Origin of the sequence: Variovorax sp. WDL1 (genome assembly GCF_001541225.1) — a bacterium.
In the GTDB taxonomy this organism is placed as follows: Bacteria; Pseudomonadota; Gammaproteobacteria; order Burkholderiales; family Burkholderiaceae_C; genus Variovorax.
In genome coordinates this window covers 1,816-26,984 of the sequence record NZ_LMTS01000287.1, presented here as the reverse complement: position 1 = coordinate 26,984, position 25,169 = coordinate 1,816, and the positions used below count along the sequence as shown (strand labels likewise).

Below are 25,169 nucleotides of genomic sequence, written 5' to 3'. Positions count from 1 at the left end.
CATCGTCCCTCATTCACTATGCACGACCCCATGGAAAACGACACGCCCGACAACCTGGAGGATCTCTTTGCCCACAACCGCACGTGGGCAGCGCGCATGGAGCGGGATCGTCCCGGCTTCTTCACCAGCCTGGTGAAGCAGCAGACGCCCAAATACATGTGGATCGGCTGCTCCGACAGCCGCGTGCCTGCCAACCAGATCACCGGGCTGGAGCCGGGCGAGGTGTTCGTGCATCGCAACGTCGCCAACATCGTGGTGCACTCCGACCTCAACGCGCTGTCGGCGATCCAGTTCGCCGTCGAGCGGCTCAAGGTCCAGCACATCATGGTGGTGGGTCATTACGGTTGCGGGGGCGTCCAGGCGGCGCTCGAAGGCGCGCGCATCGGGCTGGCCGACAACTGGATCCGCCATATCCAGGACGTGCGAGACCGCCATCGCGTACTGCTCAGTTCCCTGCCCGAAGAGCTTCGCGCCGACGCGCTGTGCGAACTCAATGTGACGGAGCAGGTGGTCAACGTCGCGGTCAGCACCGTCATGGAGGATGCGTGGAGCCGCAAGCAATCCGTGTCCATCCACGGCTGGGCCTTCGGCGTCCACGACGGGCTGCTGCAGGATCTCGGCATGACGCTCGACGGCGTCAAGCCCATCGAGGCCTTGTACAAGGCGGCCGTCCAGCGCATCCGCTACAAGTGGAGCAAGCGGGCCGAACTGCCGCAAGCCAACGTCGATCCGGCGCAAGCCGAGCCGTGAAATCATGTTTCCCCAGCGCCTCGATTCCCCGCTCGCCTATGACATCGCCAAGGCGATGCGCGACGGCTTCGATCGCCACTACCGGCTGTTCCGCGCAGAGTCGGCCCGCGCCAAGCATCGATTCGAGACCGCCGACTGGCCGGGCCAGCAGCGGGCGCAGCGCGAGCGCATCGAGTTCTACGACCTGCGCGTGAGCGAGGCGGTGGCCCGACTCGAGAAGGAGTTCAAGGCAGGCGAGCAGCCCATGGACGTCTGGCACCAGGTCAAGCTGCACTTCATCGGCCTCCTGGTCGACCACCACCAGCCCGAGCTGGCGGAGACCTTCTTCAACTCGGTCACCACCAAGATCCTGCACCGCGCCTACTTCCAGAACGACTTCATCTTCGTGCGGCCGGCCATCAGCACCGAGTACATCGAGCCGCGCGGCGCGCCCACCTACCGCGCCTACTACCCCGAGCAGCACACGCTGGCCGGCACGGTGCGCCGGCTGCTCGAGGACTACGCCCTGCAAGGCCGCTTTGCCGATATCCAGCGCGATGCCGAGCGCGTGGCCGCCGCCATCCTCGGGCGCTTCCACCAGGTCAAGCTGCGCGCGAACTTCCAGCTGCAGGTGCTGTCGGGCCTGTTCTACCGCAACAAGGGCGCCTACGTGGTCGGCAAGATCATGAACGGCTTCATCGAGCTGCCCTTCGCGCTCCCGATCCTGCATGACCGCGCCGGCAAGTTCTACATCGACGCCGCGCTCTTCGGCGAGGAAGACCTGCAGATGCTCTTCAGCTTCGCGCGGGCCTACTTCATGGTCGACATGGAGGTGCCATCGGCCTATGTGCAGTTCCTGCGCTCGCTGATGCCGCGCAAGCCCCGCGCCGAGATCTACAACGCGCTCGGGCTGGCCAAGCAGGGCAAGACGCTTTTCTACCGCGACTTCCTCTACCACCTGAACTACTCGACCGACCGGTTCCGCATCGCCCCCGGCATCAAGGGCATGGTGATGCTGGTGTTCGACCTGCCCTCCTTTCCCTACGTGTTCAAGGTCATCAAGGACTTCTATCCGCCGCAGAAGGACACCACGCGCGAGCAGATCAAGAGCAAGTACATGCTGGTGAAGCAGCACGACCGCGTGGGGCGCATGGCCGACACGCTGGAGTACAGCGACGTCGGGTTCCCGCTGGACCGCTTCGAGCCCGAGCTGATCGAGGAAATCAGGCAGTTCGCCCCCAGCCAGCTCGAGATCGGCGACCGCGACGGCAACGGGGAGATGGAGTTGGTGCTCAAGCATGTCTACATCGAGCGCCGCATGATCCCGCTCAACATCTACCTGCAGGAGGCCTTCGACCAGCTCGAGCATCCCGAGCACGCGCACCGGGCGAGCAAGCAGCTGGAGCACGCGGTCGTCGAATACGGCAATGCCATCAAGGACATGGTCGCGGCCAACATCTTTCCCGGCGACATGCTGTGGAAGAACTTCGGCGTCGCGCGCGGCGGCAAGGTGGTGTTCTACGACTATGACGAGATCGAGTACCTCACCGAGTGCAACTTCCGCCGCGTGCCGGAGGCCCGCACCGAGGAGGACGAATTGAGCGGCGAGGTCTGGTACTCGGTTGGCCCGAAGGATGTGTTCCCCGAGACCTTTGGCCCTTTCCTGCTCGGCAACGAGGCAGTGCGCGAGGCTTTCATGGCCCACCACGCCGACCTGCTCGACGCCGCGTTCTGGCAGAGCCACAAGGAGCGCATCCAGGCCGGCCAGATGCTCGATGTCTTTCCCTACGACGAGGCGCAGCGCTTCCAGCACGATGGCCATGCGCCTTACTTCTGAGATCGGCCACGTCCGAACTTGTCTTTGACTTCACCAAGGAGCACTTCATGTCTGAATCGATCGTGATCGTCGGCGCCGCGCGCACCCCCATGGGCGGCTTCCAGGGCGACTTCTCTTCCCTCGCCGCGCACGACCTGGGCGGCGTTGCCATCAAGGCGGCCATCGAGCGCGCGGGCATTGCGCCCGACACGGTCGGCGAGGTGCTGTTCGGCAACTGCCTGATGGCCGGTCAGGGCCAGGCACCGGCGCGCCAGGCGGCCTACAAGGGCGGCCTGCCCGACAGCGCCGGAGCCGTTACCCTCAGCAAGATGTGCGGCTCGGCCATGAAGGCCGCGATGCTCGCGCACGACCTGCTGCTGGCCGGCACGCACGAGGTGATGGTGGCTGGTGGCATGGAGAGCATGACCAACGCGCCCTACCTGATGCTCAAGGGCCGCGGCGGCTACCGCATGGGCCACGACCGCATCTTCGACCACATGATGCTCGACGGCCTGGAAGACGCCTACCAGCCCGGCCGTTCCATGGGCACCTTCGGCGAGGACTGCGCGGCCAAGTACAAGTTCACCCGCCAGCAGCAGGACGAGTTCGCGATCGCCAGCGTGGAGCGCGCCAAGGCCGCTACCACCTCGGGCGCCTTCAAGGCCGAGATCGCGCCCGTGCTGGTCAAGGGCCGTGGCGGCGACACCCTGATCGAGATCGACGAGGGCCCGGGCAAGGTCAAGCTCGACAAGATCCCCACGCTCAAGCCGGCCTTCAAGAAGGAGGGCGGCACCATTACCGCCGCCTCCAGCTCCTCGATCAACGACGGCGCCGCGGCGCTGGTCATGATGACCGAGAGCACCGCGAAGAAGCTGGGCGCCAAGCCCATCGCGCGCATACTCGGCCACGCCACGCATGCGCAGCAGCCCGAGTGGTTCTCGACCGCGCCGGTGGGGGCGGTGGCCAAGCTCTTCAAGAAGACCGGCTGGGGCGTGAAGGACGTGGACCTGTGGGAGGTCAACGAGGCCTTCGCGGTGGTGCCGATGGCGCTGATGCACGAGCTCGACGTTTCGCACGCCGTGGTCAACGTGCATGGCGGCGCCTGCGCGCTGGGCCATCCGATCGGCGCCAGCGGCGCGCGCATCATGGTCACGCTGATCCATGCGCTCCAGCAAAAGGGCAAGAAGCGCGGCGTCGCCACGCTGTGCATCGGCGGGGGCGAGGGCACGGCGGTCGCGCTCGAACTGGTCTGAAGCCGGCAGGCACGATAACTGCAGTTGCAGGACCGTGAGGGCGCCGACCATCGGCCCAGGGCGCCTTCACTCGATGCGCAACCCTTGCCGATGCCCGGAGCCCTCAATGCCTTCACCGATCTCGCAGGCCCAGTTCAGGAAGCTTCGCCTGCTGCTTGGCCAGGGGCGGGTGGGCTCGGTCTACACCTACCTGGCCGATCACGGCTATTACTACGCATGCTGGGCCGCCGGCGAGGTCGACGGAAGATCGCCCGCCGAGCCGCGGCTCGGCACGGTACCGGGCCTGCGCCTGGAGACTGTGCAGCACCTGCAGGCCGGTGAGCTCACGCAGATCCGGCTCGCCATGGCTTGCGGCTACCTCGATGCCCTGAGCCTGCAGTTCGACAAGAGTCCCTTGATCACCCGCGACGTCACTGCCGAAGAGACTGCCGAGTTCCATGGCGAAGTCTTTCGTGCTCATTTCCTTGGTCTCACAGACTGGTCGCTCTACATCCCCTTCGAGCAGCAGGAGAAGGCCGGCGGCCTCGAGGCTGTCGAGCGCTACTGGCAAGGCGTGCTGCGCACCTCCGCGCAGCTGAACGCACGGGCCATCGCACGGGCCGCCGCGGCCCTGCTGGCCGCTTGACGCGCCGCGCGCGCGCTGACACTTTTTGGCCGTTTCTCGGCACGCTGTGACATTTCTTGGCCCGTCGCGCACACGGGCCGATGGGGGCGAGCGCTCCCTAGAATGACGGGTTCCCCAACTCGCGGAGACCTCCTTCATGCATCCGGGCCCCGAAGTCACCGTCATCCAGGAGCCGCCATGCTGCTGACCCCTGACCAGGAAGCGATCCGCGACGCGGTGCGCGCCTTCGCCCAGGCCGAGCTCTGGCCCAACGCGCCGCGCTGGGACCGCGAGCACTTCTTCCCGAAGGAAGCCCATGCGGGCCTGGCGGCGCTGGGCGCCTACGGCATCTGCGTGCCCGAGGAGGATGGCGGCGCCGGCCTTGACTACCTGACGCTCGCCCTCGTGCTCGAAGAAATCGCGGCCGGCGACGGCGGCACCAGCACCGCCATCAGCGTCACCAACTGCCCGGTCAATGCCATCCTCATGCGCTACGGCAACGCGGCGCAGAAGAAGAAGTGGCTGCAGCCACTTGCGCAGGGGCAGATGCTGGGCGCCTTCTGCCTGACCGAGCCGCAGGCCGGCAGCGATGCCTCATCGCTGCGCACCACCGCACGCAAGGACGCGGACGGCTGGGTGATCGACGGCGTCAAGCAGTTCATCACGAGCGGCAAGAACGGCCAGGTCGCGATCGTCATCGCGGTCACCGACAAGGGCGCGGGCAAGCGCGGCATGAGCGCCTTCATCGTGCCCACCGACGCGCCCGGCTACACGGCGGCGCGGCTGGAGGACAAGCTCGGCCAGCATTCGAGCGACACCGCGCAGATCAACTTCGACGCCTGCCGCATTCCGGCCGAGAACCTGATCGGCCAGGAGGGCGAGGGCTACAAGATCGCGCTCGGCGCACTCGAAGGCGGGCGAATCGGCATCGCAGCGCAGAGCGTGGGCATGGCGCGCAGCGCCTTCGAGGTCGCGCTCGCCTACGCCAAGGAGCGCCAGGCCTTCGGCAGCCCGATCTTCGAGCAGCAGGCGGTGGGCTTCAGGCTGGCCGACTGCGCGACGCAGATCGAAGCGGCGCGCCAGCTGATCTGGCACGCGGCCAGCCTGCGCGATGCCGGACTGCCCTGCCTGAAGGAAGCCGCGATGGCCAAGCTGTTCGCCAGCGAGATGGCCGAGCGCGTCTGCAGCGCGGCCATCCAGACCCTGGGCGGCTACGGCTACGTCAACGACTTCCCGCTGGAGCGCATCTACCGCGACGTGCGCGTGTGCCAGATCTACGAAGGCACGTCGGACATCCAGAAACTGCTGATCCAGCGAGCGCTGGCCTGAAGCGCTGCCACGGCTGTCATCGATATGGATGACAGACAAGCGCGGCGCGGCGGCGCACCATGGGGCCTTTGTCTCACGGAGGGGGCCACCATGTCCATCGATCGCCGCGCATCGTCCGCCTGCACCGTCGCGCTCGCGCTGTGCACGGCTGCTTTCGTTTCATCCGCGGGCGCGCAGGGTGCGCCCCTTGACCTCGCCACGCTGACCGCCAGCGAAGCCGCGCAGCGCCTGTGCGCCGGCTCGCTGACCAGCGAGCAACTGGTGACGGCCTACCTCGCACAGGCCAAGGCCAAGCCGCAACTCAATGCCTTCATCACGCTGGACGAGGCGGGCGCCCTCAAGGCCGCGAGGGCTGCCGATGCGGCGCGCCGCCGTGGCGGCCCCTGCAAGCTGCTGGGAGGCCTGCCGGTGGCGATCAAGGACAACATCCAGGTCCAGGGCCTGCCGGCCAGCGCCGGCACGCCCGCGCTCAAGGGCTTCGTCGCCAGCGCTGACGCGCCGGTGGTCTCGAAGCTGCGCGCAGCTGGCGCCGTGGTGCTGGGCAAGACCCACATGCACGAGCTGGCCTTCGGCGTGAGCGGCTACAACCCGGCCTTCCAGACGGGGCCCGACGTGGGCGTGCGCAATGCCTACGATGCGACGCGCATCGCCGGCGGTTCCTCCTCGGGCAATGGCGCAGCACTGGGTGCGCGCATGGTGCCAGCCGCGCTGGGCACAGACACCGGCGGCTCGGTGCGCATCCCGTGCGCCTTCAACGGCTGCGCCGCGCTGCGCCCCACCGTGGGACGCTATTCGCAACAGGGCATCGTGCCGATCTCGCACACGCGCGACACTGCGGGGCCGATGGCGCTGTCGGTGGCCGACCTGGCGCTGCTCGACCGCGTCATCGCCGGCGGCACGCCGGTGGTGCCGGCGGACCTCAAGCGCGTACGGCTGGGCGTCGCAAAGGTTTTCTACGCCAATCTCGACGAGGACACCCGCGCCGCCACCGATGCGGCGCTCGCCAGGTTGCGTGACGCCGGCGTCACGCTCGTCGATGTCGAGATGGCCGGGCTGGCCGAGCTCAACAGCGCCATCAGCTTTCCTGTCGCGCTCTACGAGATCCATGACGACCTCGCAAGCTACCTGGCGAAGTACCGTGCCGGCGTCGACATCGGCCAGGTGGCCGCGGGCATTGTCAGTCCCGACGTCAAGGGCACCTTCGAAGGCCTGGTGCTGCCGCGCAAGCTGCCGGCAGCGCAGGGCGTGGTCGACGCCAGGCCGGCCTACGACAACGCGATGCGCAAGGCGCGGCCCGCCCTTCAGAAGCTCTACCGCGATACCTTCAGGAAGCACCGGCTCGACGCGCTGGTCTTCCCCACCGTGCCGCGCGTGGCACTGGCCGCCACGCCCGAATCCAGCAGCGTGGAGAACTTCGGCCTCCTGATCCAGAACACCGACCCCGGTAGCAACGCCGGCATCCCGGGCCTGCAGCTGCCCGCGGGGCTGGGCGCCGCGAGCGGCTTGCCCGTGGGGCTGGAGCTCGATGGGCCGGCGGGCAGCGACCGCAGGCTGCTGGCCGTGGGGCTCGCGGTCGAGGGAGTGCTGGGGCGCTTGCCTGCGCCGAAGTAAACGGCGCGGCGCCGCCGGAGCGCCGAAGAAAAAGTGTTAATCGTTGCAGCACCTGCGGCCTCGCTGTTAGCGTCGCGGCAGAAAGAGCAACAAATGAACAGTGGACTGCAGGGATGGGCCGCCTTGCGCGCATGGATGCGAGCTTCGTGGCGGACGTGGATCATGGCGTGTTTGTTCGGGTGCACCGGCTTGGGCCATGCCTCCGAAACACATTTCTCCTGGGAGCCTTTCGGCTATGCGCTCGAATACGACATGCGGGATGTCGACCGGGGTGTCTGGCCCGGCCTGACGACGTTCTCATCGGCCGCGTCGGAGGTCTGTGGTGCTGCGCGGCGCGAGTATTCGTGGGTAGGCAGCAAGTACTGCTCTGCGGCCGGAGACGCGCTTGACAATGAATGGGATGGACCCATGTGCCGGCGTCGCGCGGTGGGTTGCGGCTCCCCCGTCGTCATGGATGATCTCGATGGCCCGATCCATCCGGTCTGTCGCGACTATCCGAGGACGGCACGATGGCCCATCGGTGCCGTCGCTTACATCTCACGGGAACCGTTTGCTACCGGCAGCTCTTCGGGAACCTGCATCTGCCCCGCCGGCAGCCGCCCGGACTTTCCTTCGGGTGCTTGCGTGCCGCCTCGCAAGATCGAGCTGAAGGCTTCCAGAACCCGCTATTCGAAGAAGGAGGGGGACAAGCCGGTGGACCTGTGGATTCATGTTCACGAAGGTGGCAGCACAGGAATTGCGGGCCAGCGCATCACGCTGACGGTGACGCCGAATGAGGGGACGCCCGGCACGCTGTCGGTCGCAAACGGCATCACCGATGCGACAGGACGCTTCGGCAGTGCCTACCGCTTTCCTGCCCGTTTCGACAAGGCGCAGATCGACACCATCAAGGCGGAATGCTCCAGTTGCGATCAGCCGGCGATGGTGGAGATCAAGATGGCGCCGGTTGTCATCGGGTTTTTCAATGGGGTGTGGAATACGAGGTTGCAGGCGGGTGATGGCCTGACAGCGCTGAGGAGACTGGTCGGGCCGACTCACAACGACGTGCCCCTTCGCTACGAGAACTTCTATAACCAGACCGGTAAGGGCAACGGCAATACTGCCCTGCAAGACATCGCCGAGACATTTATTCAGCGCAGCAAGGAACTTGACGGTGTTCTGGCCAACCGCTGGGAGCACTATTGGGACCTGCTCTCGGGTCGCCAGGGCGATCCGAGCTCGATGACCGGAAGTCTTCTGATCGGCTTGAAGCAAGGAGGAGCGGGGCTGGCCGATCTGATCGATGCCGCTGCCAGCTCAATGCTGGCAGGATTCGTCAAGGGCGTATCGCAACTGTTGAGCAATCCGCCCACGGCAGGGGATATGGCGGCGCATTTGATCAAGCTGCAAGGACTGGCCGACGAGGGATCGGACTTCGTCCTGGTGGCACATTCGCAAGGCAACCTGTTCGTTAACGTCGCCTACGACGAGCTGCGCGCGAGTCGCGCCGACGTCAGGGCCAAGGTGGTCCATGTTGCGCCCGCGTCGCCTACGTCGCGCGGTGAGCATGTACTAGCCGACATTGATCAGGTCATCAACGGGTTGCGCAACTTCGGCAGCAACAGTGTGCTGCCCATCAACATCTGGCTGCCATGGAGCGCGGCGGATGCAAGCGGGCACACGCTGGTCGCCACATATCTTGACGCTGCGCGCGTCGCCCGTGACCGAATCAAGGCCATGATCAGCGCTGCGCTGGAGGCCCTCTGAGAAACGTCAATCAAAAAGGAGGGAGTCACATGCGTATCGCACCCAAAGTCGAATTCGCCTTGTCTACCGTTCGTTGGGCACTCGGCACGGTCCTGATCGCTTCGCTGGCAGCCTGCGGCGGGGACAGTGGCAACAGCGGCAGCAGCAACTACACAGCACCTGCGGGTGCACCAACGGCTGCGGGGCTGACAACAGGAGGGGTGGGAGCGGCATCAGTACCAGCGGCAAGTTCGGCGCCCGCGTCCGCAGCGCCAATTTCCGCGCCAGGAGCGCCCCCGCCACCTTCCATGCCAGTCCCCGGCGTTGCCACGCCACCTGCGCTCAGGGAGCAGATCGCCGCACTTGAGCGGAGTGGCGCCTACCCCGCGCTCGACCGTTCCAGCGATGTTGCAGGACCCGATGCCAATAGGAACGGCGTGCGGGACGATATCGAGGCATGGATCAACGCCCAGCCGATCACCGACTTGCAGCGCAAGGCGCTGATGCAAAGTGCAAGGGCCTTGCAGCGAACACTCATTCTGGACGTCAAGGACAAGACTGCTTTGCAGAAAAGCGGTGAAGAAATATTGGCGTCCACCAATTGTGGCGACAGCGTATTCAGTCCTTACGCGATCTTCTCTCACTTATTAGGAAAGATCGAAGCGATGACGGCCAATACGCGAGAGCGCGCAGTCCGGTACATGCAGTACAACGCAGCGAGCTCTGGAAGCTCCACGACGCTTCCAAACGGCAATACCTGCGAGCCGTGACGCAAGGATGCAAGGCCGCCAGCGCACTTCTCCGCTTCAGCGCCCCGGCACCCACGCCGCCAGCGCCGAGCGTCGCTCGATGCCCAGCTTGCCGAAGATGCGACGCAGATAAGTGCGCACTGTCGGCACGCCGACACGCGCGCGCCGCGCGATCTCCTTGTCAGTGAGGCCTTCGCACACCGCTCGTGCAACCTGCTGCTCGCGAACACTCAGGCTGGCCCAGGCCGCCTCGCGCGTGGCGGCGGGCGAAGCATTTCGCTGGGCGCGGCGCAAGGCGCCGATGAACGCCGGTTCGACCAGATCCAGCAGCGCCGTCTCGTGCGCGCCGAAGTCCCCACGCCCGCGTCGCCGCCAGATCCGCAGGTCGCCGAGCGCACGCTCGCCATCGAAGGCATGGAGGTTCATGCCCCAGTGCAAGCCGTCACGCGACAGGAAGTCGTTGAAGAAGGCAGTGCGCATCAGCGCGCGCTGTGGCATCACCTCGGTCACGCGGGTGGCGCGGCGGCGCGACTGCAGCACGAAGGTGATGGGATCGTGGTGCTGGTGCCACTGCGCATAGCGGTCGAGGTTGCTCGGCGCCATGTTGAGCGCCACGCGCTTCCCGAAAGTGCCGCTGTCTGCATCCCACACGAATGAGGCGAACTGGTCCGCCCGCAGCAAGTCCAGCAGCGCCCAGCCCAGGCGCTCGCGGATCTCGGACTCTCCCTGGTCCTCCGCCAGCAACGCGAAGATGTCGCGCAGCGCCTGCTGTTCCGAAGCCTTCAGATACATGGCCGTTCTCCTCGTCCTTGCCGAAGCCTAGGGCGCGAGCAAGCAACGCGCCATCGGGGCGATTCAGGGTTGCACAATGGCCGCACCCGCCACGCCCCCCCAATGCCCAGACCCGAGCCCGATTCCTGCCCTTGCGGCCGCCGAGACCGTCGCGGCGCTGTCCTGCCCTGCGCCCAATGCTGCGGCCGCTACCTGAACGACTTCGCGCAAACGCCGGCGCCCGACGCCGAATCCCTGATGCGTTCGCGCTACACCGCCTTCGTGCGCGAACGCGCCGACTACCTGCTGGCGACCTGGCATCCCTCGCGCCGCCCCGATCGCCTCGACTTCGAGCCCGGCGTCAAATGGCTGGGCCTGGAAGTGCGCGCCCATGCCGAGCGCGAGGCCGGCCATGCCGAGGTCGAGTTCGTGGCGCGCCAGCGCGACCGGTCGGGCACGGCCACCCGGCTCGTGGAGCGCAGCCGCTTCGTGCGCGAGAAAGGCGAGGGCGATCTCCTCCGTTGGTACTACATCGACGGGGTGATGCGCTGAATCGTTCCTGCGCTTGAAATACAGAGACCCCTCGCGCAGCCGGCATTTCTTGCTACGGATTCGATAGCAAGGCCGCGCATTGTGCGCGATTTGGCGACAGTCCGATTCCGTTTGGCTACTTTATCCGGGGCGCTCCGGCCCCCACACTCCCCTCAAGCTCAGGCAGCACACCGAGCAGCACTCCAAGCAGCACATACCGACACCCCGAGAACTCCATGGCGACGAAGTACAGCACGATCATCCCGACCGCATCCCGCTGGATCGGCGCGATGCTGGCTGCGCCGATCGCCGCTGCCGCCTTCTGGCTCGCCGCGCCGGCCGCACATGCCGAAGAGGCTGTGATCACCCCTTTCTCCGCCGCGCGCGGCGCCCAGGCGCCCCAGCCCTGGCGCTTTACCAGCCTGCCCAACAAGACGCCGACCCGCTTCGAGGTGGTCCAGGAGGGCGCGCAGAAGGTGCTCAAGGTCGAGGCCGAGCAGTCCTACGGCAACCTCGTGCATGCCACCCGCGTGCCGCTCAATCCCTCGACCACGCTGGCCTGGCGGTGGCGCGTCGACACCTTCGTGGAGGGCGCCAACCTGCGCACTCGCGCCGGCGATGACGGCGCAGCGAAGCTCTGCGTCTTCTTCGACTTGCCCGTAGAGCGCCTGTCCTTCGGGGAGCGCACCCGCCTGGCGCTGGCGCGCCGCACCACCGGCGAAGAAGTGCCCAGCGAGGCGCTGTGCTACGTGTGGGACAAGAAGGAAGCCAAGGGCGCCGCGCTGGACAACGCCTTCACCCGGCGCATGCGAATGGTGGTGCTGGAGTCCGGCGCTGCGTCGAATCCCGTGGCCTTCGTGAGTGAGCGCCGCAATCTGCTGGCCGACTACAAGCGCGCCTTTGGCGACGAGGCCGGCGACACGCTGCCGGACGTTGTCGCGGTTGCGGTCTCGGCCGACGCAGACAACACCCAGGGCCACGGGCTGGCGTACTTCTCCGACATCGACCTGCGCAGCATCGCGACGACCCGCAGTGCCGGGGTCCAGCTCCCGCCGGCGCGCGCCGGCACGGCGGAATAGCGATGAACGATCTCGTCGCTCTTCTTTCCGCGCAGGGCGCCGCCGTGGTCTTCCTGGCCACGCTGGCGACGCGCCTGGGCGCGCCGGTGCCGGCCGCGCCTTTCCTGGTGGTCGCCGGCGGGCTCGCCGTCGACGGGCAGCTGTCCTTCATTGCCGTGATGCTTGCCTCCGTGCTGGGCAACATCCTCGGCGACGGCGCCTGGTTCCTGGCCGGGCGCCGCTGGGGCTACCGCGTGATGCGCTTCCTGTGCCGCGTGTCGCTGTCGGCCGACACCTGTGTGCGGCGCAGCGAGTCCATTCTCGGGCGCTGGGGCGGCCTGTCGCTGATCGCGGCCAAGTTCGTGCCGGGCGTGTCGGTGGTGGCGCCGCCGATGGCCGGGGCTCTGGGCATGTCGAACGCGCGCTTCCTGGCCTACGAGACGCTCGCCGCGGCGATATGGTCGCTGGGCTTCCTGGCGCTCGGCGGTCTGTTCCATGCCGCGATCCAGGACGTGCTGGCGGTGATGGCCAACGTCGGCCTCACGGCCACGCTGGTGGGCACGCTGCTGCTGGCCGCCTTCGTGGCCTGGCGATATCGCGCGCGCCGCATCGCGCGGCAGGCCGAGGACATCGCGCACATCGAGGTCGGCGCGCTGCGCGAGGCCTTCGCCGTCGGCGCGCGCCTCATGGTGGTCGACCTGCGCTCGGCCGAATCGCGCCGGTTCGACGACCGCGCCGTGCCTGGCGCCGTCGGCATCACGTACGGCGAGCTGACGGATCGCCTGGCCGAACTCCGGGCCGCGCGCGAGCTGGTGGTGTTCTGCGACTGCCCGAACGACGAGACCGCCATCGCTGCCGCACGGCTGCTGGCGAAGGCCGGCCTGCCGCGCGTGCGCGTGCTCGCCGGCGGCATCGCGGCCTGGGCCGCTGCCGACGCGCTGGCCTCGGAGCCGGCCCCGCTCGAGGCCGATGCGCCGGACGTCGCCGTACATCCCGCTTGATCCTTCTCGCGCGCGGGGCCTAGAATCGGCCCCGCTCCGGGGTGTACGCGCGATGCGTGCTGAGATGGCCAAGCGGCCGAACCCGCGAACTTGAACTGGTTCATACCAGCGTAAGAAGAGCTGCGACTCCCCGGCCACGGAACCTTCCCATTTCCGCCGCGCCGACCCGGAGCGATTGCGGAGCACCCATCAACCCGAAGGAGTGCCCCGCATGAATGCCCCTGACAAGTTCGCCTCGCTGCTCACGCTCACGCGCGAGCCTTTCCCCGCCTCGACCAAGAGCGCGATCGCGAGCCCGCGCCGCGCCGACGTGCGCGTGCCCGTGCGCGACGTGCTTCTGACCAACGGCGAGACGGTCTCGCTCTACGACACCTCGGGCCCTTACTCCGACCCATCCGCCGACATCGACGTGCGCCGCGGCCTGCCCAGCGTGCGCGGCGCCTGGATCGCCGAACGCAACGACACCGAGGCCTATGGCGGCCGCATCCGCCAGATGCTCGACGACGGCGCCACCCACGCCGACCGCGATGCCCAGAAACTCGCCGAGCTGCGCGGCGCCGCCTCGGGGCTGCAGCGACAGCCCCGGCGGGCCCTCCCCGGCCGCAACGTGAGCCAGATGCACTATGCGCGCCGCGGCATCATCACCTCCGAGATGGAGTACGTGGCCCTGCGCGAGAACGGCAAGCGCGAATGGATGGCCGAGTACCTCGGCGACGCCGCGCGCGAGAAGCGCCTCGCCGGCAACCCCATGGGCGCGCAGATCCCGAAGCTCATCACGCCCGAGTTCGTGCGCGACGAAGTTGCGCGTGGGCGCGCCATCATCCCGGCCAACATCAACCATCCCGAGGTCGAGCCGATGGCGATCGGGCGCAACTTCCTGGTCAAGATCAACGCCAACATCGGCAACTCCGCCGTCACCTCCAGCATCGAGGAGGAGGTGGAGAAACTGGTGTGGGCGATCCGCTGGGGCGCCGACAACGTGATGGACCTTTCCACCGGCCGCAACATCCACACCACCCGCGACTGGATCGTGCGCAACAGCCCGGTGCCCATCGGCACGGTGCCGATCTACCAGGCACTCGAGAAGGTCGGCGGCGTGGCCGAGGACCTCACCTGGGAGATCTACCGCGACACCCTGATCGAGCAGGCCGAGCAGGGCGTGGACTACTTCACCATCCACGCCGGGCTGCGCCTGCCCTTCATCCATCTCACGGCCGATCGCCGCACCGGCATCGTCTCGCGCGGCGGCTCGATCATGGCCAAGTGGTGCATTGCGCATCACCAGGAGAGCTTCCTATACACCCGCTTCGAGGACATCTGCGAGATCATGAAGGCCTACGACGTGAGCTTCTCGCTCGGCGACGGCCTGCGCCCCGGCTGCGCCGCCGACGCCAACGACGAGGCCCAGTTCGCCGAGCTGCGCACCCTGGGCGAGCTCACGCAGATCGCGTGGAAGCACGACGTGCAGACCATGATCGAAGGCCCCGGCCACGTGCCCATGCACATGATCCAGGCCAACATGGACGAGCAGCTCAAGCACTGCCACGAGGCGCCCTTCTACACGCTGGGCCCGCTGACCATCGATATCGCGCCGGGCTACGATCACATCGCCAGCGCCATCGGCGCCGCCATGATCGGCTGGGCCGGCACTGCGATGCTGTGCTACGTCACGCCCAAGGAGCACCTGGGCCTGCCGGACCGCGAGGACGTGAAGCAGGGAATCATCGCGTACAAGATCGCGGCCCATGCCGCCGATGTGGCCAAGGGTCATCCCGGCGCGCGGGCGCGCGACGATGCGTTGTCCAAGGCGCGCTTCGAGTTCCGCTGGCAGGACCAGTTCAACCTCGGCCTGGACCCCGACACCGCGCGCGAGTTCCACGACGAGACCCTGCCCAAGGACTCCAGCAAGGTGGCGCACTTCTGCTCCATGTGCGGCCCCAAGTTCTGCTCGATGAAGATCACGCAGGAGGTGCGTGAATACGCGGCCGCGCGTGGCCTGGCGGAGCAGGAGGCGGTGGTCGACGGAATGGCCGGCAAGTCTGCCGAATTCAAGGCGGCCGGCGGGGAAATGTACATCCCGATCAAGCCCGCGGCATAAGTCGAAGCAGGAATCCGAGCGCGGAAGGCGCGGAGGTTTGCGAGGGCCCTTACCATCGACCTCATGCCCTCCATCCCCTTCGACGCCGTCCTCTTCGACTGCGACGGCGTGCTCGTCGACTCCGAACCCATCACCAACCGCGTGCTCGCCGAAATGCTCGGCGAGCTCGGCTGGGCGCTCACCGTCCAGGATTCGATGCGCATATTCACCGGCAAGGCCGTCAAGGACGAGACCGCCTTGATCGAGGCCATGACCGGCTTCACTGTCACGCCCGACTGGCTGGCCGAGTTCCGGGCGCGGCGCAACGAGGCGCTCGAACGCGATCTGGTCGAGATCGCCGGCGCGCCCGCTGCGGTGCGTATGCTGCACGCGAGCACGGCCGGCCGCATCGCCTGCGCCTCGGGTGCGGACCGGCACAAGGTCCGGCTGCAGCTGGAGAAGATCGGCCTGCTCGATGCCTTCGAGGGCCGCATCTTCAGCGGCCACGAGACGCCGCGCTCCAAGCCGGCGCCCGACGTCTACCTGGCGGCGGCCGCGGCGCTGGACGTGGACCCGGCGCGCTGCGCGGTGGTGGAGGACACGGTGACCGGTGCCACCGCCGGCGTGGCGGCCGGCGCCACGGTTTTCGGCTACAGCCCCTGCGACCTGGGCCACAGCGGCCCCGAGGCACTGCGCGCCGCCGGTGTGGCGCATGTGTTCAGCGACATGGCGCAGTTGCCCGCGCTGCTGGCTGCGTGGCCCGCGGTGATGGCCTGAGGGGGCGTCGGTTCCCGGTGAGGATGCGGCGGCTCAGCCGCGGCGCGGGGTGGCGGCCCTGGCCATCGCGGCCAGCGCTTCGGTCATGGCCTGGGCACGGGCAGACCAGAAACGGGCGATGAGCTGGTCGGCGTTCTTCTCGACGTTGGGATGAATGCGCGACCGGCCGGAGGTGGCGGCGAACTCGATCAATGCCGCGTATTCGGAAGTGTCGGTGTCGGGGATGTGCATGCCTCGATCCTATGGCGAGAAAACTGGGCCGGAGTCTGCTTGGCGAGCGGTGCCGGGTGCAGCGGCGAACTTTGTCACGAATTGTCGCTGCCAGGCAAGTTTCCTGGCGCGGAAGCCGCGCTCGAGCGTCGGAATGCGCCGGGCGTGACGCCGGCCCAGGCGCGGAAGGCGCGCGAGAAGCTTTTCTCATTGCGAAACCCGACGGACAGCGCGATGTTCTTGATCGGACGTTGGGTGCGGCGCAACTGCTCGGCTGCCTGTTCGTGGCGCACTGCGTCCTTGAGATGCTGCAGCGAGACGCCTTCCTCCAGCAGCTGGCGGTGCAGCGTGCGGGCCGAGACGTTCAGGATCGCCGCCAGGGTCTCGGCCGTGGCCGCCTGCCGTCCGTGGGTGCGCAGCAGCTCGCGCACCCGCTGGCCCAGCAGCCGGTCGCGGCGGTACTGCAACACGGTCAGAGGCAGGGCGCGCCGCAGCATGGTCCGCAGCGCCTGCTCGTCGCGGCGCAGCGGCAGCGCGAGGTAGCGTTCGTCGAAACTGTAGCTGGCGACCCCGGCCCCGAACTGCAGCTCGCCGCCGAACATCAGCGGATAGGCATCGCGGTGCGGCGGTGCCTCGAAAGGAAAGCGGGCCGCGCGCAGCGACACACGCGAATCGATGGCCCAGGAAGCGTAGCCGTGCAGGAATCGCAGGTTGGAGACCAGGCAGAACTCGCGCAGCTCGCCCAGGTCGATGTTCTCGCGGATCGATACCGTGGCCACGCCGCCCGCCACCTGGAGCTCGAGGCCGATGTCCGAGGTCAGCAGGCGGTAGTGGCGGCACCAGCGCTTGACGGCCACGCCGAGGTCGGGTGAGCTCAGGGAGGCGCGGCACAGCATGCCGTAGGTGCCCCAGGGCAGGCGGCGGCTGAACCAGCCCAGGGCCTCGTCGTCCAGCTCCTGCATCGCGTGGCCAGACAGCGCCTCGAACTGGGCCGCGGTCACGCGGCCTCCCGTCAATTGCAGCTCGCGCGGCGCAATCTGTGCCTGTGCCAGGGCCTCGGACGGATCCTTGCCATGGCGCTCGTAACCCTTCACGATCGCTCGGACGAATGCCATGGGCGTGGCCGCGCGGCGGGCGGGCTTGAAGGGAGAAGCGGTCACGAGAGACGAAATTTCGATGGCGCGATATGCAACCATTGTGACGCCAAATGCAACGACAGCCGGCGTAAGCTGCGACTGCCCGCGCGGGATTTCTTCGGCGCGCGAAACGAACCCGAATCCAAGGAGACTCCCATGCATGATCCCGGCCTCAATTTCGATCTTGGCGAGACCATCGATTCGCTGCGCGACGCGGTGTCCGACTTCGCCGCCCAGGAGATCGCGCCGCGTGCCGCCGAGATCGACCGCGAGAACCTCTTTCCCCACGACCTCTGGAAAAAGCTCGGCGAGCTCGGCCTGCACGGCATGACGGTGAAGGAGGAGTACGGCGGCACCGAGCTGGGCTATCTGGCCCACATCGTGGCCATGGAGGAGGTGTCGCGCGCCTCGGCGTCGGTCGGCCTCTCCTACGGCGCGCATTCCAACCTCTGCGTCAACCAGATCCACCGCAACGGCAGCGAGGCGCAGAAGAAAAAATACCTCCCCAGGCTGGTCAGCGGCGAGCATGTCGGCGCACTGGCCATGAGCGAGCCCAATGCCGGCTCCGACGTGGTCAGCATGAAGCTGCGCGCCGAGAAGAAGGGTGACCGCTACGTGCTCAACGGCGGCAAGATGTGGATCACCAACGGCGGCGACGCCGACACGCTCGTCATCTACGCCAAGACCGAGCCCGAGATGGGCGCGCGCGGCATGACGGCCTTCATCGTCGAGAAGGGCTTCAAGGGCTTCTCGGCCGGCACCAAGCTCGACAAGCTGGGCATGCGCGGCTCCAACACCTTCCCACTGTTCTTCGACAACTGCGAGGTGCCCGAGGAAAACGTGCTGGGCGGCGAGGGGCAGGGCGCCAAGGTGCTGATGAGCGGCCTCGACTACGAGCGCGCGGTGCTCTCCGGCGGCCCGCTTGGCATCATGGCGGCCTGCATGGATGCGGTGCTCCCCTTCATCCACGAGCGCAAGCAGTTCGGCCAGAGCATCGGCGAGTTCCAGTTGATGCAGGGCAAGCTGGCCGATATGTATTCCACCTGGCAGGCCACCCGCGCCTACGTCTACGCGGTCGGCAAGGCCTGCGACCGCAAGGACCATGCGCGCACCTTCCGCAAGGACGCGGCCGGCGCCATCCTCTACTCTGCCGAGAAGGCGACCTGGATGGCCGGCGAGGCCATCCAGGCGCTGGGGGGCGTGGGCTACACCAAGGACTTCCCCGTCGAGCGGCTGTGGCGCGATGCCAAGCTCTACGAGATCGGCGCGGGGACGAGCGAGATCCGCCGCATGCTGATCGGACGCGAGCTTTTCGCCGAGACGGCCTAGGGTTGGACCTCATGCCCTCCGCCGAAGGGAGAGGGCGCAAGACAGGAGACGATATGGCCTTGACTGAGAGCCTCGACCGCGGCCCTACCGATGTCCCGCTGATCGAGCAGACCATCGGCGACTTCTTCGACGACATGGCCCGGCGCCAGGGCGATCGCGATGCGCTGGCCAGCGCGCACGAGCAACGGCGCCTGAGCTACCTCGAATTGCAGCGCGAAGCCGACCGGCTGGCCAGCGCGCTGCTGCAACTGGGGCTGGCACCGGGCGACCGCGTGGGCATCTGGTCGCACAACAACGTGGCCTGGGTGCTGATGCAGCTCGCCACCGCCAAGGTCGGGATTATCCTGGTCAACATCAACCCGGCCTATCGCACGTCCGAGCTCGAGTACGCGCTCAACAAGGTGGGCTGCAAGGCGCTGGTCACGATGCAGCGCTTCAAGACCAGCGACTACGTCGGCATGCTGCGCGAATTGGCCCCTGAGCTCGCGAGCGCCCAGGTCGGCGCACTGCAGGCGGCGCGCCTGCCGCAGCTGCGCACCGTGGCCTGGATCGACCGGGCGGGCGAGGGCGAGGAACTGCCGGGCCTGATGCGCTTCTCGGCCCTGCTCGACATGGGCCGTGCCGATGACCCGCGCGTGCCCGGCATCGCGAAGACGCTGAAGGCCACCGACCCGATCAACATCCAGTTCACCAGCGGCACCACGGGCTTTCCCAAGGGCGCGACGCTGACCCATCGCAACATTCTCAACAACGGCTTCTTCATCGGCGAGTGCATGAAGCTCACGCCGGAAGACCGCCTCTGCATCCCGGTGCCGCTCTACCACTGCTTCGGCATGGTGCTGGGCAACCTGGCCTGCCTCACCCACGGCGCGGCCATCGTGTACCCCAACGACGGCTTCGATCCGCTCACCGTGCTGCAGACGGTGCAGGCCGAGCGCTGCACCGGGCTGCACGGCGTGCCCACCATGTTCATTGCCGAGCTGGACCATCCGCGCTTCAACGAGTTCGACTTCTCGACCCTGCGCACCGGCATCATGGCGGGCTCACCCTGTCCCACCGAGGTGATGAAGCGAGTGGTCGACCAGATGCATCTTGCCGAGATCACCATCGCCTACGGCATGACCGAGACGAGCCCGGTGAGCTGCCAGAGCTCCACCGACACTCCGCTGGACAAGCGCGTCTCCACCGTCGGCAAGGTGCAGCCGCACCTCGAGGTCAAGATCGTTCACCCCGAGACCGGCGCGATCGTCGCGCCCGGCGTCTCGGGCGAGCTCTGCACCCGCGGCTACTCGGTGATGCACGGCTACTGGGAGGACGAGGAAAAGACCCGTGAGGCCATCGACGCCGAGGGCTGGATGCACACCGGCGACCTCGCCACCATGGATGCCGAGGGCTACGTCAACATCGTCGGCCGCATCAAGGACCTGGTGATCCGCGGCGGCGAGAACATCTACCCGCGCGAGATCGAGGAGTTCCTCTACCGCCATCCGAAGATCCAGGACGTGCAGGTCGTCGGGCTGCCCGACCGGAAGTACGGCGAGGAACTGTGCGCATGGATCATTCCCAAGCCCGGCCAGACACTCTCGGCCGACGAGGTGCGCGAGTTCTGCAGGGGCCAGATCGCGCACTACAAGGTGCCGCGCTACATCGAGTTCGTCGAGGCGTTCCCGATGACCGTGACCGGCAAGATCCAGAAGTTCAAGATCCGCGAGGCGATGAAGGCGCAGCTGGGACTTGGAGAGGAAAAGACCGCATGAACGCGGACCGTGCATTCGACCCCCGCTGAACCATGAGCCAACTAGAAACCAAACTCAACGCCCGCTCCGCCGAATTCCAGGCCAATGCGTCCGCCATGCGTGCCCTCGTCGATGACCTGCACGCGCAGTTCGCCAAGGTCGAGGCCGGCGGCGGCGAGGCCGCGCGCAGCAAGCACACCGCGCGGGGCAAGCTGCTGCCGCGCGAGCGTGTGGCGCAGCTGCTGGACCCCGGCACGCCCTTTCTCGAGATCGCGCCGCTGGCGGCCCACGCGATGTACCACGGCGCGGCGCCCGGCGCGGGCCTGATCGCAGGCATCGGCCGCGTGAGCGGCGTGGACTGCATGATCGTGTGCAACGACGCCACGGTGAAGGGCGGCACCTACTACCCGATGACGGTCAAGAAGCACCTGCGCGCGCAGGAGATCGCCGAGCAGAACCGCCTGCCCTGCATCTACCTGGTGGACTCGGGCGGCGCCAACCTGCCGAACCAGGACGAGGTCTTCCCCGACCGCGACCATTTCGGCCGCATCTTCTACAACCAGGCCAACATGAGCGCCCAGGGCATCGCGCAGATCGCGGTGGTGATGGGCTCGTGCACGGCCGGTGGCGCCTACGTGCCGGCGATGAGCGACGAGTCGATCATCGTCAAGGAGCAGGGCACCATCTTCCTGGGCGGTCCGCCACTGGTGAAGGCCGCGACCGGCGAGGTGGTGACGGCCGAGGACCTGGGCGGCGGCGACGTGCATACGCGCTTGTCCGGCGTGGCCGATCACCTCGCGCAGAACGACCTGCACGCACTGGCGCTGGCGCGCACGGCCGTGGGGAACCTGAACGCGAGGAGCGGCCAGGCCCAGGCCGACCAGGCCAAGGAGGTGCGCCCGCCGGCCTTCCCGCCCGAAGAGCTCTACGGCGTGATCCCCACCGACACCCGCAAGCCTTTCGACGTGCGCGAGATCATTGCCCGCATCGTCGACGGCAGCGAGTTCCACGAGTTCAAGGCCCGCTTCGGCGCGACGCTGGTGTGCGGATTCGCCGAGATCGAGGGCATGCCGGTAGGCATCGTGGCCAACAACGGCATCCTCTTCTCCGAGTCGGCCCAGAAGGGCGCGCACTTCATCGAGCTGTGCTGCCAGCGCAAGATCCCGCTGGTGTTCCTGCAGAACATCACCGGCTTCATGGTCGGGCGCAAGTACGAGAACGAAGGCATCGCGCGCCACGGCGCCAAGATGGTGACGGCCGTCGCCACCGCCAACGTGCCCAAGTTCACGATCATCATCGGCGGCAGCTTCGGCGCGGGCAACTACGGCATGTGCGGGCGCGCCTATTCGCCACGCTTCCTCTGGATGTGGCCCAACGCGCGCATCAGCGTGATGGGCGGCGAGCAGGCCGCGAGCGTGCTGGCCACCGTCAAGCGCGACGGCATCGAGGGCAAGGGCGGGCAGTGGAGCGCGCAGGAAGAAGAAGCGTTCAAGGCACCGATCCGCGATCAGTACGAGCTGCAGGGCCACCCCTACTACGCCACCGCGCGGCTGTGGGACGACGGCATCATCGACCCGGCCGATACGCGCCGCGTGCTCGCGCTGGGCCTGGCCGCGGCGCGCCATGCACCCGTCCCCGAATCGCGCTTCGGCATCTTCCGCATGTGATGCCAAGGAGAAGAGCATGTCGCTGCCGAACTACTTCGCGAGCCTGGCGCGCTACCACGTGTGGGCCACTCACAAGCTGCTGGAATCCAACCTGAAGACACTGCCGGAGGCCGACTGGCGCCGCGACTGCGGGCTCTACTTCCGTTCGGTGCATGGCACCGTCAACCACCTGCTGGTGACCGACAACATCTGGTACTCCCGCTTCGCCGAGGGCCACTCTCCGCGCGTGCCGCTGAACTCCGAACTGCACGCCGACCGCGCCGCGCTGTGCGAGGCGCTGGCGCAGGCCGTGACGCGCTGGAGCCCCTGGCTCGCCACGCTCGCGCCCGAGCGCTACGACGGCGAGTTGGCCTACACCCGCAACAACGGCGAGCAGGTGCGCATCCCCTTCGCGCCGGCGCTCGGCCACGTGTTCAACCATGCGACCCACCATCGCGGCCAGCTCACGGCGGCGCTGACGGGCATGGTCCAGCCCGGCCCCGAGCTCGACTGGGTCTACTTGCTGCAGCAGGAGGCAAAGCAATGAAATTCACCACGCTGGAGCTGGCCTTCGAAGGCCCCGTCGCGCGCATCTGGCTCAACCGGCCCGAGCTGCGCAATGCCTTCGACGAGGTCGTCATCCGCGAGCTGGACGAGGCCTTCTCGCAGGCCGGCGCGGCAAACGAGGTGCGTGTCATCGTGCTGGGTGCCAACGGCCCCGCTTTCTGCGCCGGTGCCAACCTCAACTGGATGCGCCGCGCGGCCGAGTTCACGCACGAGCAGAACCTTGCGGATGCGGGCGGCCTGGCCGCGATGTTGCGCACCATCGACCAGAGTCCCAAGCCGGTGATCGCGCGCGTACAGGGCGACGTCTATGCCGGCGGCATGGGGCTCGTGGCCGCCTGCGATGTTGCGGTGAGCGTGGACACCGCCTGGTATTGCCTGAGCGAAGTCAAGATCGGCCTGATCCCCGCCACCATCAGCCCTTACGTGCTGCGGGCCATGGGCACGCGTTCCGCACAGCGCTACTTTCTCACGGCCGAACGCTTCAGCGCGACCGAGGCGCATCGCATCGGATTCGTGCATGAGGTGGTGACAGCCGATGCGCTCGATGCCAAGGTGGCCGAGATCGTGAAGGCCTTCACCAGCGCCAGCCCGGCGGCGGTGCGCGCCTGCAAGCAGCTGATTGCCGACGTGGCGGGCCGCGAGATCGACGATGCGCTGGTCGCGAAGACCGTGCAGGGTATTGCCGACATCCGCGCCAGCGAGGAGGGCCGCGAAGGCGTGCAGGCCTTCCTGCAGAAGCGCAAGCCCTCCTGGATTCCCGGCTGAGACCTCCGGCGTCATGGAATCCCTCGACCTGCCCCAACTGCTCGCCCTGTCCGCCGCCATCGGCTGGGCCAGCGGCCTGCGCCTGTACCTGGTCGTGCTGCTGACCGGCCTTGCCGGCTACCTGGGCTGGGTGCCCCTGCCGGGCGGGCTGCAGCTGCTCGCGCATCCCGTGGTGATCGCGGCCAGCGGCTTCATGGTCTTCATCGAGTTCTTCGCCGACAAGATCCCCGGGCTCGACTCGCTGTGGGACATGGTGCACACGGTAATCCGCATACCCGCGGGCGCCGCGCTGGCGGCCAGCGTCTTCGGCGCCGACCACGCGGTCATGGCCACCGTCGCTGCCTTGCTGGGCGGAAGCTTCGCCGCCACAGCGCATGCGGCCAAGGCCACCACGCGCGCCGCCATCAACACCTCGCCGGAGCCCTTCAGCAATGTGGGTGCCTCGCTGGTCGAGGACAGCGTGGTGCCCGTGGGGCTGTGGCTGGCGGTGGCGCATCCGCTCGTGTTCCTGCTGCTGTTCGTCGTGCTGCTGGCGCTGTCCGTCTGGCTCATCCGCAAGAGCTGGCGCTTCCTGCGGGCGCTCTTCAGCCGGCTGACCCGCATCTTCAGCGGCCGGCCGGACCCGGGCGTGACGTCCGCCTTCCGCCTGAACAAGCACGAGGACGGCCAGGTTTGAGTTTTTTGTAACAGCACGGCCGCCCGTAGCCGGGCCGTTGCGCGACGTTGAGGCAAAGATGATTCGTACAGCAGCGAACGTCGCGCAAGCGGCATGCATCTCGCAGGCAACCCCCGCATTGCGGCGGCGCGCCGGGCTGCCTACGATGCGCGGCCGTAGTGCCCCAACAAACGAGGAACTTAACCTGTGCTGAGTCCTGCTTCTCCGTCCTTAACCGCCGCATCGCGCAACGCCGACTGGCAGCAGCGCAGCCGACGCCACGTTTGGCACCCCTGCACCCAGAGCATCCGCCTCGAGGCCGTGCCGCCGCTGCCGATCGCGCGCGGCGAGGGCGTCTGGCTGGTCGACCACGACGGCCGCCGCTACCTGGACGCCACCAGTTCATGGTGGGTCAACCTGTTCGGCCATGCGCACCCGGCCATCAATGCCGCGCTGAAGCAGCAGCTCGACACGCTGCCGCACGTGATGCTCGCCGGCTGCACCCATGCACCCGCGGTCGAGCTGGCCGAGCGGCTGTCAGCATTGACCGGCGGCGCACTGGGGCACTGCTTCTACGCCTCCGACGGCGCCTCCGCGGTGGAGATCGCGCTGAAGATGAGCTTCCATGCCTGGCGCAATGCGGGGCGTATCGGCAAGCGGCGTTTCGTGGCGCTGCGCCAGGGTTACCACGGCGAGACACTGGGCGCGCTGCATGTGACCGACGTGGCCGTGTTCCGCGATGCCTATGCGCCGCTGCTGGGCGATGCGCACCTCGTACCGTCGCCCGACGCACGCGCCGCACGGCCGGGCGAGGACGCCGCCGATGTCGCGCGGCGCGCGGCCGATGCGTTGGGCGCGCTGCTCGCAGCGCAGCACGACGCCATCGCAGCCGTGATCGTCGAGCCGCTGGTGCAATGCGCCGCCGGCATGGCGATGCACGACCCCGAGTACCTGCGGCGGGTGCGCGCCCTGTGCGACCAGTACGGCGTGCACCTGATCGCCGACGAGATCGCCGTGGGCTGCGGCCGAAGCGGCAGCTTCTTCGCCTGCGAGCAGGCCGGCATCTGGCCCGATTTCCTGTGCCTGTCCAAGGG

23 protein-coding genes and 1 riboswitch are annotated in these 25,169 nt (G+C 67.6%); of the genes, 20 read left to right on the top strand and 3 right to left on the bottom strand.

All coding sequences use genetic code 11. From position 1 onward, the window contains the following. Nucleotides 1–30 precede the first annotated feature (30 nt). From can to APY03_RS44975, 8 genes are all read left to right on the top strand, one after another. A complete protein-coding gene (gene can / locus APY03_RS34585) occupies nucleotides 31–750 on the top strand; it encodes a carbonate dehydratase (RefSeq protein WP_102905579.1) in 720 nt (239 codons plus the stop codon). A gap of 4 nt (nucleotides 751–754) precedes the next feature. Next, the gene (gene aceK / locus APY03_RS34580) at nucleotides 755–2,566 is read left to right on the top strand and encodes a bifunctional isocitrate dehydrogenase kinase/phosphatase (RefSeq protein ID WP_068684511.1); all 1,812 of its coding nucleotides are present in this window, start codon (nucleotides 755–757) and stop codon (nucleotides 2,564–2,566) included. Between the two features lie 47 nt (nucleotides 2,567–2,613). After that, entirely contained in the window at nucleotides 2,614–3,798 is a 1,185-nt protein-coding gene (locus APY03_RS34575) for an acetyl-CoA C-acyltransferase (RefSeq protein WP_068684509.1), read from the top strand. A gap of 106 nt (nucleotides 3,799–3,904) precedes the next feature. Further along, nucleotides 3,905–4,423 (top strand): hypothetical protein, encoded by a 519-nt coding sequence (locus APY03_RS34570; RefSeq protein ID WP_068684507.1) that lies wholly within the window; start codon nucleotides 3,905–3,907, stop codon nucleotides 4,421–4,423. A gap of 177 nt (nucleotides 4,424–4,600) precedes the next feature. Continuing rightward, nucleotides 4,601–5,731, top strand: a complete 1,131-nt coding sequence (locus APY03_RS34565; RefSeq protein ID WP_068684505.1) for an acyl-CoA dehydrogenase family protein — start codon at nucleotides 4,601–4,603, stop codon at nucleotides 5,729–5,731. A 90-nt stretch (nucleotides 5,732–5,821) separates the two neighbouring features. After that, complete coding sequence (iaaH, locus tag APY03_RS34560; RefSeq protein WP_083944769.1) at nucleotides 5,822–7,342, top strand: indoleacetamide hydrolase; 1,521 nt, start codon at nucleotides 5,822–5,824, stop codon at nucleotides 7,340–7,342. Nucleotides 7,343–7,435: 93 nt separating this feature from the next. Continuing rightward, nucleotides 7,436–9,088, top strand: a complete 1,653-nt coding sequence (locus APY03_RS34555; RefSeq protein ID WP_146039411.1) for a hypothetical protein — start codon at nucleotides 7,436–7,438, stop codon at nucleotides 9,086–9,088. A gap of 287 nt (nucleotides 9,089–9,375) precedes the next feature. Further along, a complete protein-coding gene (locus APY03_RS44975) occupies nucleotides 9,376–9,837 on the top strand; it encodes a hypothetical protein (protein ID WP_068684501.1) in 462 nt (153 codons plus the stop codon). Between the two features lie 36 nt (nucleotides 9,838–9,873). Here the strand turns inward: APY03_RS44975 and APY03_RS34545 are convergent, their stop codons facing one another. After that, a complete protein-coding gene (locus APY03_RS34545; RefSeq protein ID WP_083944768.1) occupies nucleotides 9,874–10,608 on the bottom strand; it encodes a helix-turn-helix transcriptional regulator in 735 nt (244 codons plus the stop codon). A gap of 102 nt (nucleotides 10,609–10,710) precedes the next feature. Here APY03_RS34545 and APY03_RS34540 point away from each other — a divergent pair, with 102 nt between their 5' ends. The 5 genes from APY03_RS34540 to APY03_RS34520 all read left to right on the top strand — a co-directional run bounded on the left by APY03_RS34540 (nucleotide 10,711) and on the right by APY03_RS34520 (nucleotide 16,031). After that, complete coding sequence (locus APY03_RS34540; RefSeq protein ID WP_068684499.1) at nucleotides 10,711–11,139, top strand: YchJ family protein; 429 nt, start codon at nucleotides 10,711–10,713, stop codon at nucleotides 11,137–11,139. 215 nt (nucleotides 11,140–11,354) lie between these two features. Continuing rightward, complete coding sequence (locus tag APY03_RS34535; protein WP_068684492.1) at nucleotides 11,355–12,197, top strand: DUF3047 domain-containing protein; 843 nt, start codon at nucleotides 11,355–11,357, stop codon at nucleotides 12,195–12,197. 2 nt (nucleotides 12,198–12,199) lie between these two features. Then, nucleotides 12,200–13,177, top strand: a complete 978-nt coding sequence (locus APY03_RS34530; RefSeq protein WP_068684490.1) for a VTT domain-containing protein — start codon at nucleotides 12,200–12,202, stop codon at nucleotides 13,175–13,177. Between the two features lie 27 nt (nucleotides 13,178–13,204). Further along, a riboswitch (TPP riboswitch) is annotated at nucleotides 13,205–13,311 on the top strand. A 77-nt stretch (nucleotides 13,312–13,388) separates the two neighbouring features. Continuing rightward, on the top strand, nucleotides 13,389–15,275 hold the full coding sequence (gene thiC, locus APY03_RS34525) for a phosphomethylpyrimidine synthase ThiC (RefSeq protein WP_068684488.1): 1,887 nt from the start codon (nucleotides 13,389–13,391) through the stop codon (nucleotides 15,273–15,275). 63 nt (nucleotides 15,276–15,338) lie between these two features. Continuing rightward, nucleotides 15,339–16,031: an HAD family hydrolase gene (locus APY03_RS34520; RefSeq protein ID WP_068684486.1), complete on the top strand. Its 693-nt coding sequence runs from the start codon at nucleotides 15,339–15,341 to the stop codon at nucleotides 16,029–16,031. A gap of 33 nt (nucleotides 16,032–16,064) precedes the next feature. Here the strand turns inward: APY03_RS34520 and APY03_RS34515 are convergent, their stop codons facing one another. Both APY03_RS34515 and APY03_RS34510 read right to left on the bottom strand, forming a co-directional pair. Continuing rightward, nucleotides 16,065–16,262 (bottom strand): hypothetical protein, encoded by a 198-nt coding sequence (locus tag APY03_RS34515; RefSeq protein ID WP_068684484.1) that lies wholly within the window; start codon nucleotides 16,260–16,262, stop codon nucleotides 16,065–16,067. Between the two features lie 74 nt (nucleotides 16,263–16,336). Next, nucleotides 16,337–17,401, bottom strand: a complete 1,065-nt coding sequence (locus APY03_RS34510; protein ID WP_443082863.1) for an AraC family transcriptional regulator — start codon at nucleotides 17,399–17,401, stop codon at nucleotides 16,337–16,339. Nucleotides 17,402–17,533: 132 nt separating this feature from the next. Here APY03_RS34510 and APY03_RS34505 point away from each other — a divergent pair, with 132 nt between their 5' ends. From APY03_RS34505 to APY03_RS44970, 7 genes are all read left to right on the top strand, one after another. After that, the gene (locus APY03_RS34505) at nucleotides 17,534–18,706 is read left to right on the top strand and encodes an isovaleryl-CoA dehydrogenase (protein ID WP_068684482.1); all 1,173 of its coding nucleotides are present in this window, start codon (nucleotides 17,534–17,536) and stop codon (nucleotides 18,704–18,706) included. 53 nt (nucleotides 18,707–18,759) lie between these two features. Further along, nucleotides 18,760–20,463: an AMP-binding protein gene (locus APY03_RS34500; protein ID WP_068684480.1), complete on the top strand. Its 1,704-nt coding sequence runs from the start codon at nucleotides 18,760–18,762 to the stop codon at nucleotides 20,461–20,463. 32 nt (nucleotides 20,464–20,495) lie between these two features. Beyond that, nucleotides 20,496–22,109, top strand: a complete 1,614-nt coding sequence (locus tag APY03_RS34495; RefSeq protein ID WP_068684478.1) for a carboxyl transferase domain-containing protein — start codon at nucleotides 20,496–20,498, stop codon at nucleotides 22,107–22,109. A gap of 16 nt (nucleotides 22,110–22,125) precedes the next feature. Next, nucleotides 22,126–22,635: a DinB family protein gene (locus tag APY03_RS34490; protein WP_068684476.1), complete on the top strand. Its 510-nt coding sequence runs from the start codon at nucleotides 22,126–22,128 to the stop codon at nucleotides 22,633–22,635. Further along, entirely contained in the window at nucleotides 22,632–23,420 is a 789-nt protein-coding gene (locus APY03_RS34485; RefSeq protein WP_068684474.1) for an enoyl-CoA hydratase/isomerase family protein, read from the top strand. The genes APY03_RS34490 and APY03_RS34485 overlap by 4 nt, the downstream gene beginning before the upstream one ends. Nucleotides 23,421–23,433: 13 nt before the next feature. Further along, a complete protein-coding gene (locus APY03_RS34480; RefSeq protein WP_068684472.1) occupies nucleotides 23,434–24,096 on the top strand; it encodes a DUF4126 domain-containing protein in 663 nt (220 codons plus the stop codon). Nucleotides 24,097–24,282: 186 nt separating this feature from the next. Continuing rightward, nucleotides 24,283–25,169: aminotransferase class III-fold pyridoxal phosphate-dependent enzyme (locus APY03_RS44970; protein WP_232324522.1), on the top strand; the 887-nt coding region annotated here is incomplete at its 3' end.

Bases quoted from the DNA above. Each gene is read 5' to 3' on its own strand.
- APY03_RS34535 (WP_068684492.1), top strand. From the start codon at position 11,355: ATGGCGACGAAGTACAGCACGATCATCCCGACCGCATCCCGCTGGATC.
- APY03_RS34515 (WP_068684484.1), bottom strand. From the start codon at position 16,262: ATGCACATCCCCGACACCGACACTTCCGAATACGCGGCATTGATCGAG.
- APY03_RS34555 (WP_146039411.1), top strand. From the start codon at position 7,436: ATGAACAGTGGACTGCAGGGATGGGCCGCCTTGCGCGCATGGATGCGA.
- APY03_RS34575 (WP_068684509.1), top strand. From the start codon at position 2,614: ATGTCTGAATCGATCGTGATCGTCGGCGCCGCGCGCACCCCCATGGGC.
- APY03_RS34520 (WP_068684486.1), top strand. From the start codon at position 15,339: ATGCCCTCCATCCCCTTCGACGCCGTCCTCTTCGACTGCGACGGCGTG.
- APY03_RS44975 (WP_068684501.1), top strand. From the start codon at position 9,376: ATGCCAGTCCCCGGCGTTGCCACGCCACCTGCGCTCAGGGAGCAGATC.
- APY03_RS34540 (WP_068684499.1), top strand. From the start codon at position 10,711: ATGCCCAGACCCGAGCCCGATTCCTGCCCTTGCGGCCGCCGAGACCGT.
- thiC (WP_068684488.1), top strand. From the start codon at position 13,389: ATGAATGCCCCTGACAAGTTCGCCTCGCTGCTCACGCTCACGCGCGAG.
- APY03_RS34545 (WP_083944768.1), bottom strand. From the start codon at position 10,608: ATGTATCTGAAGGCTTCGGAACAGCAGGCGCTGCGCGACATCTTCGCG.
- iaaH (WP_083944769.1), top strand. From the start codon at position 5,822: ATGTCCATCGATCGCCGCGCATCGTCCGCCTGCACCGTCGCGCTCGCG.
- APY03_RS34495 (WP_068684478.1), top strand. From the start codon at position 20,496: ATGAGCCAACTAGAAACCAAACTCAACGCCCGCTCCGCCGAATTCCAG.
- APY03_RS34500 (WP_068684480.1), top strand. From the start codon at position 18,760: ATGGCCTTGACTGAGAGCCTCGACCGCGGCCCTACCGATGTCCCGCTG.
- APY03_RS34480 (WP_068684472.1), top strand. From the start codon at position 23,434: ATGGAATCCCTCGACCTGCCCCAACTGCTCGCCCTGTCCGCCGCCATC.
- APY03_RS34490 (WP_068684476.1), top strand. From the start codon at position 22,126: ATGTCGCTGCCGAACTACTTCGCGAGCCTGGCGCGCTACCACGTGTGG.
- APY03_RS34505 (WP_068684482.1), top strand. From the start codon at position 17,534: ATGCATGATCCCGGCCTCAATTTCGATCTTGGCGAGACCATCGATTCG.
- APY03_RS34565 (WP_068684505.1), top strand. From the start codon at position 4,601: ATGCTGCTGACCCCTGACCAGGAAGCGATCCGCGACGCGGTGCGCGCC.
- can (WP_102905579.1), top strand. From the start codon at position 31: ATGGAAAACGACACGCCCGACAACCTGGAGGATCTCTTTGCCCACAAC.
- APY03_RS34530 (WP_068684490.1), top strand. From the start codon at position 12,200: ATGAACGATCTCGTCGCTCTTCTTTCCGCGCAGGGCGCCGCCGTGGTC.
- aceK (WP_068684511.1), top strand. From the start codon at position 755: ATGTTTCCCCAGCGCCTCGATTCCCCGCTCGCCTATGACATCGCCAAG.
- APY03_RS34485 (WP_068684474.1), top strand. From the start codon at position 22,632: ATGAAATTCACCACGCTGGAGCTGGCCTTCGAAGGCCCCGTCGCGCGC.
- APY03_RS34570 (WP_068684507.1), top strand. From the start codon at position 3,905: ATGCCTTCACCGATCTCGCAGGCCCAGTTCAGGAAGCTTCGCCTGCTG.